Source organism: Verrucomicrobiia bacterium (assembly GCA_026414565.1).
GTDB lineage: Bacteria > Verrucomicrobiota > Verrucomicrobiia > Limisphaerales > Fontisphaeraceae > Fontisphaera.
In genome coordinates, this window is sequence record JAOAIT010000070.1 from 49656 (window position 1) to 62508 (window position 12853).

At 61.6% G+C, this 12853-nt stretch carries 10 protein-coding genes; 6 read left to right on the forward strand and 4 right to left on the reverse strand.

Features of this window, described 5'->3' with window-relative positions; genetic code table 11:
• Positions 1–99: 99 nt before the first annotated feature.
• The 5 genes from N3J91_16455 to N3J91_16475 are packed head-to-tail and all read left to right on the forward strand — an operon-like array spanning position 100 to position 7039.
• A complete protein-coding gene (locus N3J91_16455) occupies positions 100–1110 on the forward strand; it encodes a MoxR family ATPase (protein ID MCX8158005.1) in 1011 nt (336 codons plus the stop codon).
• A gap of 28 nt (positions 1111–1138) precedes the next feature.
• Positions 1139–2257: a DUF58 domain-containing protein gene (locus N3J91_16460; protein ID MCX8158006.1), complete on the forward strand. Its 1119-nt coding sequence runs from the start codon at positions 1139–1141 to the stop codon at positions 2255–2257.
• Positions 2254–4218, forward strand: a complete 1965-nt coding sequence (locus tag N3J91_16465; GenBank protein MCX8158007.1) for a transglutaminaseTgpA domain-containing protein — start codon at positions 2254–2256, stop codon at positions 4216–4218. Before N3J91_16460 ends, N3J91_16465 begins: the two co-directional genes overlap by 4 nt.
• Before the next feature lie 25 nt (positions 4219–4243).
• A complete protein-coding gene (locus N3J91_16470; GenBank protein ID MCX8158008.1) occupies positions 4244–5200 on the forward strand; it encodes a PmoA family protein in 957 nt (318 codons plus the stop codon).
• 24 nt (positions 5201–5224) lie between these two features.
• Complete coding sequence (locus tag N3J91_16475) at positions 5225–7039, forward strand: PAS domain-containing protein (GenBank protein MCX8158009.1); 1815 nt, start codon at positions 5225–5227, stop codon at positions 7037–7039.
• Between the two features lie 3 nt (positions 7040–7042).
• On the opposite strand, the gene N3J91_16480 is transcribed toward N3J91_16475, so the two are convergent.
• The 3 genes from N3J91_16480 to lpxC all read right to left on the reverse strand — a co-directional run bounded on the left by N3J91_16480 (position 7043) and on the right by lpxC (position 11119).
• A complete protein-coding gene (locus N3J91_16480; GenBank protein MCX8158010.1) occupies positions 7043–8779 on the reverse strand; it encodes an ABC transporter permease in 1737 nt (578 codons plus the stop codon).
• A gap of 45 nt (positions 8780–8824) precedes the next feature.
• The gene (gene lpxA / locus N3J91_16485) at positions 8825–9595 is read right to left on the reverse strand and encodes an acyl-ACP--UDP-N-acetylglucosamine O-acyltransferase (protein MCX8158011.1); all 771 of its coding nucleotides are present in this window, start codon (positions 9593–9595) and stop codon (positions 8825–8827) included.
• 126 nt (positions 9596–9721) lie between these two features.
• Positions 9722–11119, reverse strand: a complete 1398-nt coding sequence (gene lpxC / locus N3J91_16490; GenBank protein MCX8158012.1) for a UDP-3-O-acyl-N-acetylglucosamine deacetylase — start codon at positions 11117–11119, stop codon at positions 9722–9724.
• Between the two features lie 203 nt (positions 11120–11322).
• Here lpxC and N3J91_16495 point away from each other — a divergent pair, with 203 nt between their 5' ends.
• Positions 11323–11889, forward strand: coding sequence for an aminodeoxychorismate/anthranilate synthase component II (locus tag N3J91_16495; protein ID MCX8158013.1), 567 nt, complete (start codon positions 11323–11325; stop codon positions 11887–11889).
• Positions 11890–11904: 15 nt separating this feature from the next.
• Here N3J91_16495 and N3J91_16500 read toward each other — a convergent pair whose 3' ends face one another.
• Positions 11905–12828 (reverse strand): tyrosine recombinase, encoded by a 924-nt coding sequence (locus N3J91_16500; protein MCX8158014.1) that lies wholly within the window; start codon positions 12826–12828, stop codon positions 11905–11907.
• Positions 12829–12853: the final 25 nt, after the last annotated feature.

Below are 12853 nucleotides of genomic sequence, written 5' to 3' on the forward strand. Positions count from 1 at the left end.
GGAGGGGAAGGAGACGGCCCTCCCCTTTCAGGCATGAATTCATTCCTGTTTTCCCTGAGACGCATTTGGTGTTACTTTATCCGGTAACTGGCGAAAACCTTGAGTACGCAACCAGCATCAGCGGCGTGGGGTGCGGCCACCCGCACCACCACGAGTGACACACCGCGCGCCCGCCCCGGCGCGCACACGGAAACCGTCCGACAGCTCATTGCGAGCGTAAGCCAGGCTTTTCTGGGCAAGGAAGAGGTGGTGGCGCGCGCCGTCCTCACCCTCATTGCTGGCGGTCACGTGCTGATTGAGGACGTGCCCGGGGTGGGCAAGACGCTGCTGGCCAAGGCCCTGGCCCGCTCGCTGGCCGCGGAGTTCAAACGCATTCAATTCACGGCGGACCTGCTGCCTTCGGACATTACTGGCGTCACTGTCTATGCACCCGAACGACATGAGTTCTCCTTCCGGCGCGGGCCGGTCTTCACCAACATCTTGCTGGGCGACGAAATCAATCGTGCCACGCCCCGCACGCAGTCCAGTCTGCTGGAAGCCATGGAGGAGGGACATGTGACGGTGGATGGCGTGCTGTACCCCTTACAGACGCCGTTTTTTGTTATTGCCACGCAAAATCCCATCGAGCTGGAAGGCACCTATCCGCTGCCCTTCGCGCAGATGGATCGCTTCATGGCGCGCCTGAGCATCGGCTACCTGCAGCGCGCCGAGGAAGTGCGCATGTTGCGCGCACAGCAAACCTTTGATCCGCTGGAGCGCGTCACGCCGGTGTTGGATTGCTATGGCCTGACCGTCATTCAAGCCGCGGTGCGTGAAGTGCGTGTGGAGGAGGCACTGGCGGGTTATGTGGTGGACATTGTCAACGCCACCCGGCAGCACGAGGCTTTGGAGCATGGCGCCAGCCCGCGCGGCAGTTTGGACATGCAGGCCTACAGCCAGGCCCTGGCCCTGCTGGCCGGGCGGAATTATGTGCTGCCGGACGATGTGAAAGAGGCCGCGCGCGTGGTTTTGCCCCATCGTTTGATTGTGCGCAAGGGCACGCGCTCGGTGCCCTTGAGCGCACCGGCCGTGGTGGAGCGCATCCTCGAATCGGTGCCGGTGCCGGTGTGAGGCAGGGCAAGGCATAACTCCCCAAGGTATGCGGTTAACCCGTCCAGGCGCGTTGGTGATGCTGGCGTCCCTGGCTTTTGCCCTCGCGGCGCTGACCTCGCAATCCAGCCTGTTGGTCATGCTTTGCGGCCTGCTGCTGGGGTGCCTGAGTCTCAACGCATGGCGGGCGTGGCAGGCGTTACAACAGGTGCAGGTTACGGCCCCCGCTGTCAGCCATGCTGAAGAGAAACGTGCTCCGCAAGAACCGTGGACGCTCGTTCACGGGGGGCGTTCCGCGATTTCCACTCTCAGGGTGGTGCATCCCGAAGGCATTTTATTTGCACTCCCCCTTTTGTCCCCGGGTGAAAGCCGCCATCTGGTGCCGCAATGGTGCCCTTCCCGCCGTGGGGTTTATCATTGGCGGGACGTTCGCCTGGAAACCACGCATCCCTTTGGATTGGTCCTGGGCCGGCGGCGGCTGGCCTTGAACGGCGAGCTGGTGGTTTTCCCCGCCCTGTATCCGGCCTCCTCGCCCCTGGCAGCCGGTTACGATGCGATGGTGGGTGGCAAGCATCGCGGCACGCGCCGCATTGCCAGCGGCACCCATTTTGCCGGGGTGCGCCCTCTGCAACCCGGTGACGCATTCAAACAAATCCACTGGCCTTCCAGCGCCAAGGGCCTGGGCTTGATGGTCAAGACCTACGAGGAGGAGCTGGCCGGCCGCATTTCGGTCTTGCTGGATCCGGGACATGACGGCAACCGGCAGGCGGCTGATGCCTGCGTGCGTGCAGCCGGCTCTCTCATGTTTGCCGCGTTGGATGAGGGACATCACGTGGAGTGGCTGGCGGTGGGAACGGAGATGGTGGAATTGGTGCCGCCGTTTTCCGATGGCCACGAATTATTGGAAGCCCTGGCGCGTCTGCCGGTGCAAACGGGAGTGCTGACCCAGTCGTGGCTGGAGGAAGGCTACAAAAGGGTGTCGGCTCGCAGCGCCCTGGTATTGGTGGTCACCACCGTGAATGACGCGGTGGCTCACGCCGTCAACGCCTGGCTGGAGCGGCGGCGAACCATCACCCTCTGTGTGCCGGCGCCGGCGCGGCAATGGCCCTCATTGCCGGGGGTGGCGGTATGGGAATATGGTGAGGATTATGTGACCCCCGTGACATGAGCTCGGCGCGTCATCAACTGGTTTTGCTGGGGCTGCTGTGCATGGGGTTGACGTGGAACGACTGGCTCATGCCCGGCCTTTACGCGCTCTCATGGGCGGTGTGCCTCAGACTGGGCCGGCGCCCAAGACATCTGGGAGCCGCGGGCGAGGCCCTGTTGCTCGTTGGCGGCACGTTGGCGGGACATTTCCTGGCCCGCTGGCTGGGTTACAGCGCCCATTTTGCCATCGGTCATGGCCTGGCGTGGCTCCAATTAGGGCGGTTGTTGCGCCCGCTGAACCGCCGCGAGCAATGGTTTTCCTTCCTCATTGCCCTGTTTCATCTGGCGGTGGCGTGCACCTTCCTGTTCGATTACCGCTTCCTAGCCGTGTTGCTGGCGGCGCTTTGGTGTGTGCCTCGCGCCCTGACTGAACTGGCAGCCGAGGCCTCCCCCGGGGCACAGGCCTGGCGCCGGCCGTTGCGGCTGGCGGGAGTGGATCTCCTGCTGATTTTTGGGGTGACGCTGATCTTGTTCCTGCTTTTTCCCCGTGGCTGGATGAGCGGAGGCATGCGCTGGCGCCTGGGGCGGGCGGCGGATGAGGCCACGTTGCTGGACACCGTTCTGGACCCGGCCAGCCGCGCGGGCGGGGGCGGGCGCCGCATTTTATTCCAAATTCGCGGCGAGCAACTGGGCTATTTGCGCTGTTACACCCTCGCGGCATTCGATGGCCAGCGCTGGCAGATCATGGCGGAGAATCAGCGCTGGCGTTTGCTGCAAAGTGGCACTTACGACCCGCCGCCGCCGGAGGTTTTAGAGCGGGAGCTGCGCATCAAAAATCCTTCTTTTTTGGGCCGCGTGCTCCCGGTGGATGGCCATGTGGTACGCTTGAGCGGCACTTTCTTTCATCGCGCCTACGAAACGCGGCAGGGCATGGTGGAAACCGATGTGGTTTTCTCGCGCCAAAACAATGTCTGTCTTTACTACATCCTGCGCACCCCGCCGTGGCGGGCCTTGCGGGCGGACGAGGAGGCGGCACTGACCCGGCATCCGCCGGCCTCCCCCCGTTTGCGGGCGTGGCTGGACCAGGTGTTGGCGGGAGAAACCAACGCCTATCAGCAGGCGCGTCTCCTGGAAAAATATCTGGAGCGTCATTTTACCTATGACCTGGGCGCGCCGGAGCTGAGCCGGCTCAATACCTTGGAGGATTTCCTATTCGTCCAACGCCGCGGTCACTGCGAGCGCTTTGCCTCGGCGTTGGCCCAGCTTTTGCGCCTGCAAGGCATTCCCAGCCGGGTGGTGATTGGTTACCTTCCCCGTACCCGCAACCCCATCTCTGGCTGGTATGACATCCGCCTGCGCGATGCTCACGCCTGGACGGAGGCCTGGTTTCCCGAGCGGGGTTGGGAGCGATTTGATGCCACGCCGGCGGCCACTCTGCCGCCGCCGTCCGCCTGGAGTGACTGGCTTGAAGCCCTCGATTTTGCCTGGTACGCCCACGTGGTCAATTTTGACCGCGCCAGCCAGAATGCTTTGTGGGACGCGCTCGGCCAGGGCTGGCACACGGTTTATTTCACACTTTCGGAGTGGGGGCGCCGCCACGGCGCTTGGCTGGCGGGCAGTGGCCTGGCGCTCGGGATGCTGTTCTTGGGGTGGTTTGCCTGGCGGCACTTGGGCTGGCGTGGCTGGCGGCGCAAGGCGGCCCGGGATGCCGAAAGTGCCCGCGCTTTGGCGGGACATTACTATGGGCGCATGTTGCGAATCCTGGCGCGGCGCGGCCTGTACCGTCAGCCCCATCAAACACCGCTGGAATTCCTGCAAACCCTGGCCCGCGCCCACCTCCCGGACTATGACGAGGCGGTTGGCATCACCCAAACTTTTTGCCTGACCCATTACGGTGGCCTGCCTATGATGCCCGAAATCCAGCGGGAAATGGAAAATGCGCTGAAGCGCATGGAGGCCACGAAATATGCGGCAAATAAGTGATGGCGAACGATCGGCATTGCCGGCAATGCTGAGGATGCTGATCTTGGGGGGAAGCCTGGCGGCGTGCCTGCTGCCCGCCGCCGGGCAGGTGGACCTGCCTTCGGCCAGGCCCGTGCCCGCCCTGCAGGCTCTGCCCCTGCCTTTGGAGCAAATCAGCTTCGAATATCAGGGCCGTGAACTGACGCGATATTATTACAGCGCAAACTTACAGCGCCCTTTCCTTTATCCGCTTAACGGCCCGGCGGGGCGCTCCCTTACCCGCATGGGGCATCCGCGTGATCCCCAATCGCACAAGCACCATAACTCCGTCTGGATTTCGCATCAAAACGTCCAGGGCGCCAATTTTTGGGAGGATTTCGCCACCAATCAGATCGTGCACGTGGCCATGGAGCGCCTCGAGGATGGGGAAGATGCCGCATATATGGTGGCCCTCAACGAATGGCGCTCGGGAGGGGCGCCTCTGCTCAGAGAACGCCGGCAAATCACCGTGCGTTATTTGAACCGCGGCGAATGGCTGCTGTTGTTGGATATGCGATTCGAGCCGGTGGCAAAGCCGGTCACTTTGGGGCAGACGGCTTTCGGTTTTGTGGGTGTCCGCATGGCCAAAACCGTGGGTGTGCGCGATGGCGGCGGCCTCATGCGCAACTCCGAAGGTGGCGTCAATGAGGCGGGATGTTTCCGCAAGCCGGCCCGGTGGGTGGATTATTCCGGCGCCATCACGGCGACGGCGCGGGAGGGCGTCACCCTGATGGATCATCCTGCCAACTATAGCCATCCCACCCCGTTTCATGTGCGGGATGATGGATGGATGGGGGCTTCCCCCACTTTTCTGGGGGAACGCGTAATCAGCGCGGAAAACCCCTTGGAGCTGCGCTATGGACTTTACGTACATGACGGCATTCCCACGGCAGCGGATATTGAAAAGGTTTACGCCTTGTTTGTGAAAATGCCGCGGCCGGATTTGCGGGCCAAAGGGCGCTGAACCCACGGGAAAAGGAGGCGAGGAATGGCAGGTATCTTGGCGGAGAAAACGCTGATGGCGCGGGAATTTCCGCGCCGCCTGTTGCTGGTGGCGGCCGGTTGTTCGGTGGCCTTGCTGGTGGCAGCCTTGTGGAGCCTGAATCGCGAGGCGCGGCTGAACCGCGAGCTGGCTGAAAAGCTGGCGCAGGAGAGCGCCCTGGTGCTGGAGCTGCACCACCTCAACCATGAATTGAGCCAGAGCGCGGTCCTGGCGGTGTGGCGTGGTGGCGCAGGTGCGGTGGAGGCTTATTATTGGCGTGAGAGCCAGGCGGCGGCACGGCTGGGCGAAGTGGCGCAGCGCCTGCCCTGGTTATATCGCCAAATTCCCCTGCGCCGACTAACCCAGGTGGAGCGGCAGGCCCTGGACCTTGTCCGGCAGGGCAACCTCGATGCTGCCCAGCGGCTCTTGCGGACCGACGAATATCAAACGCAACTGCAGTCCTACAACCTGGCCTGGCATCGTTTGCGGGAGGGGCTGGCGGCGCAGCATCAGCAGATTTGGCTGCGGCGGTTTGAGCAAGTCAATCGGACCAGCCTGCTGCTGGCCTCCGGCATGGCCGTGCTCACCTTGTTCTGGGGATTGGTCTTTCGGGACTTGCGCCAATTCGTGGCCCAGGCCTCCCACCATGAAGCCGCCCTGCGGGAGAGTGAGGAGCTGAATCGCACCCTGCTGGCCAGTTTGCCGCAACGGGTGTTTTACAAAGATCGCCAGCTCGTGTTTCGCGGCGTCAATGCCGCCTTTGCTGCGGATCTGGGCAAAACGCCCGAGCAGGTGGTGGGGCGGAATGATTTTGATTTCTTCCCGCGCGATCTGGCCGAGAAATATCGGGCGGATGATTTGCGGGTGATGCAGGAGCGCAAGCCGGTGACGCTCGAGGAGCGGAATGTCGCGCAGGGCCGCGAACGGATTGTGGAGGTGGTGAAAGCCCCGGTGATTGATGCCTCGGGCGAGGTCATAGGGTTGGTGGGATTGTTTACGGACATCACGTCCCGCAAGCAGGCAGAGGCACGCCTGCAGGAATATACCCGCCGGCTGGCGCAGAACAACCGGGAATTACAGGAATTTGCCTACGTGGCCTCGCATGATTTGCAGGAGCCGCTGCGCAAGGTGCGCGCCTTTGGCGACCGCCTCCAGGCCAAATGTGGCGCGGCGCTCACGCCCGAGGGCAAGGATTATCTGGCGCGCATGCAAAATGCCGCCGAACGCATGCAGATGTTGATTGAGGCCCTGCTGGCCTATTCTCGCATTACCACCAAGGCCAAGCCTTTCGCGCAGGTGAAGCTCTCGGAGATTGCGCGGGAGGTGCTGGGCGATCTGGAAATTCGCATCGAACAGACCAACGCCCGCATCCAGGTGGGTGAGCTGCCGGAAATCCAGGCCGATCCGATGCAAATGCGGCAGTTGTTGCAGAACCTCCTGGGTAACGCCCTGAAATTCCATCGCCCGGGCGTGCCGCCGGAGATTCAGGTCACCGCAAAAATCTTTACCACCGCGGAAGGGGCGGCGCACGGCGTTTCGCCCGCCTTGCTGGCCGATTATCCACCGGAGACGGAATTTTGTCAGATCGCCGTGCAGGATAACGGCATCGGGTTTGACGACAAATACGCCGAGCGAATTTTCGGCGTTTTTCAACGGTTGCATGGCCGCGGCGATTACGAGGGCGCAGGAGTGGGTCTGGCCATTTGTCGCAAAATTGCCGAACGCCATGGCGGGGAAATTACCGCTCGCGGCCAGCCGGGGCAGGGGGCTTTGTTTCGCGTGACCCTGCCGGTCCACCACGCCGTGGATATTGAGAGCTGAGGCTTATGCGGCAGGACGAGCCACCCGTTGCCACCACCCGCCCAGCCTCTGCCACCATGGGGGCGGGGCGCATTCGTAGCGATGTTGCAGGGCGAGCGCGCGAAAGTGTTTTTTAACCTGCTGGCGGCCGCGCAAGCCCAGCATGAGGCTGATGGGCACCGCAAAGACGAGTAAAAGTAAATGGCTTGTTGATTGTTCGGGAAGTGGTTGATGATAATGACCGTTCACCCACACGAGGAAGCCGAAGGCCACGGACGTTAGGATCCAGGGCATCCCCAAGACCAGCACCATCGTATAAAGCCCGCTGTTTAACTGCTTGCGGAGCTTGAGTCCCTGCCACAGGCCCACCCAGCCCAGCGCCCAGCAATCCAGGAAAAACAGGAGCAAGAGTCCTCCGTATTGCAGCCATATCGTCAATCGTTCCCCCTCGCTAAAGGGGTGGAAGGGCCATGTGCCAATGGCGCCGTTAAAGTAAAACATAACCAACACCAGCACCACCAACGCCACCAACGGCTTCAGAAACAGAATCCGCAAGGCCCGCCAATGACTGGCAATAAAGTCAGACGCCCGCAAGGGGGTGCCCAACAGCGCCTCCAATTCTTGCTGCCGAATTTCGCGCGCCAGACCCTGCGAGCTTTCGAGGCTCAGGGCAACTTTGAACAGCCCCAAAGTCATCCACGCCAGCCAGAGCCAATTCCCCCGCACTTCCTTACCCTGCAACTCGAGCGAAAGCGCAAAAAACGCAGCAAACAGACCCAAAATGAGCCACACGACGATGGGTTTATACCAGGGCCGCACTAACATCCAGGCAATGGGGTCTTGTGCAAACCAGCGTTGGTAAACTCGCCGGCGATACCAGGCCGGACCAAATAACAGCCAGTGCCGCAACCGCTGCCAAAGGAAGAATTGCCGCTCGGGCTTTTCCTGCCAGAAGCGTGCCGTGAAAAAAACGGCGGCGAGGATGAGCACCGCGATGGCGCCGGATTGCACCATGACCAGGATTTCCCAGGCGGCAATCGGAGAGCTATAGGGCGGAGCGAGCCCAGCACCCTGCATGGAAAAACCTGTGGAAACTTTAAGCATGGCGGCTACCGGGCTGAGCGTCAACAAGCCGCATGCTATTGAGGTAAGCAGGTTTTCCCCTGCCGGCGTCTCCACCGCAGAGGCGATAGATAGAAGGACAAATCCGGAAAAATTGTAGAGCAGCAGCAGCGCAACAGCGGTGGCCGTGGCCAGACTGGCAGTGCGTAGCAGGGACGAGGCAAATAGGCCCGCCGCCAGGGACAGCAGCATGGTCAACAACAAGATGGTGGCGGTTTGCCCGACTTGTGACAAGCTGATGCCTCCCAACAACACCGGAATCATCAGCAGCGGCAGGGTGGCCACCAAACCGCTCAGGGCCACGATGGAGTGCGAGATGAGCTTGCCCAGGACGATATCGAAGCTGCGGAGATGCGTTAGAAAGAGCAGCCCCAGTGTGTGTTCCCGCTTTTCCCGGCTCAGGCAGTCGGCGGTCAACGCAAAGCCGCTGAATGAGGCATAAAAAAAGGCAATCCAGGCCGTGGTCAGGAAAAGAAACTGCCCCATCTCGCGCTGGTCCAGCCGGCTCAGGTCCTTTCCCAGAATCAGGAAGGTAAAGGCCATCACCGCCGCCGGGGTGAACAGACGACGCGCATACGTCATCCATCGCCGGCTGGACACCAGCAGTTCGCGCCGCTCAATCGGAAACCAGAACCTCATAAACGCGGGGCGCAGTGCCCGGGAGGTCGGGGCTACGGGCCGGTCTTAGGCCCGGGCAATGCCGCGTTCACTGGCCCGCACAAATGCCACCAGATGCACGATCTCGGGCAGGGCTGGCAGTTCCTGCTCAATGCGTTCCAAAGCATTGGAAACCGTCAGCCCTTCCCGGCATAAAATCTTGTAGGCCCGCTTCAAGGCCGTCTGGGCCTCGTCGGAAACGCCGTTGCGCTCCATGCCCACCTTGTTGATGGTGCGCGCCACGGCGGGGTTGCCATCGGCCAGCATGTAGGGCGGGATGTCCTGCACCACCTTCGAGCAGCCGCCGATGATGGCCATGCGCCCGATGCGGCAGAACTGATGCACTGCCGCCAGCCCGCCAATGACCGCATAATCCTCCACCGTGACATGTCCGGCCAGTGTGGCCACGTTGCTCATGATGATGTGATTGCCCAGGGTGACATTGTGGGCGATGTGGCAGTAGGCAAGGATGTGATTGTGCGAGCCGATGACGGTGACCTCCCCGTCCCCCGTGGCACTGTGCACGGTGACGTACTCGCGGAAGGTGTTGTGGTCGCCGATTCGGGTATATGTCGCGCCCCCCTTCCATTTCAGGTCCTGGGTTTTCAGCCCCAGTGAGGCAAAGGGAAAAATTTCGTTGTTCCGGCCCAGGGTGATGCGGCCGTCCAGGACCACATGGCTGTGCAGATAACAGCCGTCCCCCAGCTCCACATGCTCTCCAATAATGCAATAAGGTCCAATATGGCAGTCTGCGCCTATTTTGGCCTTGGGATGAATGATGGCGGTAGGATGAATCATGGAATTAGGATGCCGCTAAAATAAATCCTTCCAGGTCGGACGCACCTCGGGGGGCGTTGGGAATAATAAACAACCCATGGCGCAGCTTCCTCTCGGATTTTGAATTATGGGTGATGGTTTTGCTTGTTATTTGTTATCCACCAGCATGAAGGTGACTTCGGCCTCGCTGACCACGTCTCCTTCCACCAGGCACGTGCCTTTGGCCTTGCCAATTTTGCCCCGCATCTTCAGCACCTCCACGTCAATGGTGAGCACATCCCCGGGACGCACCGGTTTGCGCCATTTGACGTTTTCCGCGGACATGAAATAGGCCAGCTTGCCGATGTTCTCCGCCTGGCGCATCATCAGGATGCCGGCCACCTGCGCCATGGCCTCCAATTGCAACACGCCGGGCATGATGGGGTGTCCGGGGAAATGGCCTTCAAAGTAAAATTCGCCAATGCTGACATTCTTGATGCCCACCACGCGGTTACCCTCGATTTTGATGACCTTGTCCACCATCAGAAACGGATGACGGTGGGGCAGGATTTGCATCACCTGCATCACATCCAGCGTGGCGCCGTCCTTGACCAAATCCGGCGAAGGCCCGGCCTTTTCGCCGGCTGCTTCCCGCTCCTTGCGCGGCGCCGGCGCCGGTTTTTCTTTTTCCGGCTCCGGCGGGGGAGGGGTGAAGGTCTGGACCGCCTGGAGGGGCTTGCGCATCTGCGCCAGAATGGCCTTGCCGAGCTCATTGTTGGCGGCGTGACTGGGTTTCACCGCCACGATATGCGCCAGCAGGGGCCGTCCCAGCAACGCCAGATCGCCGACAATATCCAGCATTTTGTGCCGCACGAATTCGTTGGCGTACCGCAGCGGCTCATTCGTCAGCACGGCGTCCTCGCGGATGATGACGGCATTCTCCAGGCTGCCGCCCTTGATGAGGCCATTTTTGAACAGCAGCTCAATCTCCTCAAAAAAGCAAAAGGTGCGCGCGTGGGCCAGCTCCTTTTCCCAGCTCTCCGGGGTGACTTCGAGGCTGAAATACTGGGTGAACCGCCCGTTTTTGTCGGCGCTGGTGCAGGTGATTTTGAAGGAGTCATGCGGGAATGCCGCCATGAAGGTTTCGCCCAGTTGCAGCTCGATGGGAGTGGTCAGGCGGTAAGGCTCGCGCTGCTCGGCCAGCGGGGCGATGCCAGCCTCATGAATCATCCGCACGTATTCCCGGGCGCTGCCATCAGCGATGGGGGGTTCATTGGCATCCAGTTCCACGATGGCGTTGTCCACCCCGCAGCCGGCGAAAGCGGCCAGCACGTGCTCCACCGTGTGCACTTTGGCATTGCCCTTGGCCAGGGTGGTGGAGCGCAGGGTGTCGCTCACCTGCTCGATGCGCGCCTCTATCTCCGGCCGGCCTTCCAGGTCCACCCGCCGAAAGCGGATGCCGGTATTGGCCGGAGCGGGCAGAAACGTCATGTTCACCCGGTTGCCGCTATGAAGGCCAATGCCGGAGAACGACGCGGACTTTTTAAGCGTTTGTTGTTGCGCCATGCAGAGGCATTCAACAAAAACCGTGTCCGCTTTGCAAGAACGCCGTTTTGCCAATCAGGCCGGTGGCGGTGCGTGGGATGGGTGCCCTTTTTTAAATCCCGCGACTGCGGCGGGTGGGCGCCGGCTCCTGAAAGCCGTTGGCGCACTCCACCGTTGCGCGGGAGGGCTGCCTCCACTACTCTTGGGGGTGGACGGATGCCGCCATGATGCTGGTCATAGACAATTACGATTCGTTTACCTTCAACCTGGTGCAATACCTGGGCGAGATGAATGTCCCCATGCGCGTTGTCCGCAATGACCAGATCACTCTGGACGAGGTCGCCGCGCTCAAACCGGAGCGCATTCTCATTTCGCCCGGCCCTTGTTCGCCGCGCGAGGCCGGCCTGTCCAATGACATCATCCGCACCTTCGGCCCGCGCATCCCGCTGTTTGGCGTCTGCCTGGGGCATCAATGTATTGGGCACACCTTTGGCGCCCGGGTGATTGTGAACTACCGCATGATGCACGGCAAAGTCTCACCGATCCACCACAACGGGCGCGATTTATTCCAGGGCATGCCCAATCCCTTCCGCGCCACCCGCTATCATTCGCTGGTGATTGAACGGGCCTCGCTGCCGGATTGTCTGGAAATCACCGCCGAATCGGATGAAGGGGAGATCATGGGGGTGCGGCACAAGCAGTATCCCATCTGGGGCGTGCAGTTTCACCCGGAAAGCATTTTGACCGAGGAAGGCCGCCGGTTGGTGGGCAACTTTCTGAAACTGGGATGACGGCATCTTGGGCGCTCAAGCCCGGGGATGGAAGCGGCGATGAAGCTCCCGCAAGTGGCTGGAGGCGACGTGAGTATAGACCTCGGTGGTGGCGATGTGCGCGTGGCCGAGCAGTTCCTGAATTACCCGCAAATCCGCCCCATGTTCCAAAAGATGCGTGGCAAAGCTGTGGCGCAGCATGTGGGGCGTGATGCGCCGTTGAATCCCCGCCCGGCGCACACATTGCCGAATGCGCCACCATAGGGTGACTGGCGAAAAGGCCGTGCCGCGCCGGGTCAGGAAAACATTGGCCGGGGACTTGGGGGTGACCAGCTCCGGCCGGCCACGCGCCAGGTAATCCCGCAGCGCGGCAATGGCCACTTCTCCCACCGGCACCACCCGCTCTTTATTGCCCTTGCCAATCACGTTGATGAAGCCGGCTTCCAGATGCAGTTGTTCCACCCGTAGCGCGCACAATTCGGCCCGGCGCAGGCCGCAGGCGTAGGCCAGCTCCAGAATGGCATGATCGCACAAGTCGCGGGGCGTGGCCTTCTGTCCCGGGGCCTGCAGGAGGCGCTGGATTTCCGCGTCGGAGAGCGCCTTGGGCAGCCGCTGCCAGCGGCGTGGCAGGGACAACGATTCAGTGACGTTGAGCGGGAGGTGTTTTTCCTGTTCAGCCCAGCGGTAAAAGGCCCGCAACGCCGCAATTTCCAGATAAACGCTCTCAGGGGCCAGACGGCGGGGAGAATCCTTTGGCTCGGTGTGCAGAGGTCGTCGGCGCTCGTGCTCCAGGTAGCGCATCAAATCCGGCAGCTTGATTTGGCGCCAGTCCTGAAAACCTTCCTTTTCCGCCCAGTTGACAAACGCCCCTAGCAGCGCGGCGTAGGTGCGCTGGGTGTGCTCGGCCATGCCGCGCTCCAGGCGCAGGTGCATGAGAAAGTCCTCCACCAGCGCTTGCATGGCTGCGGTGGCTGGGGGCCCCGAA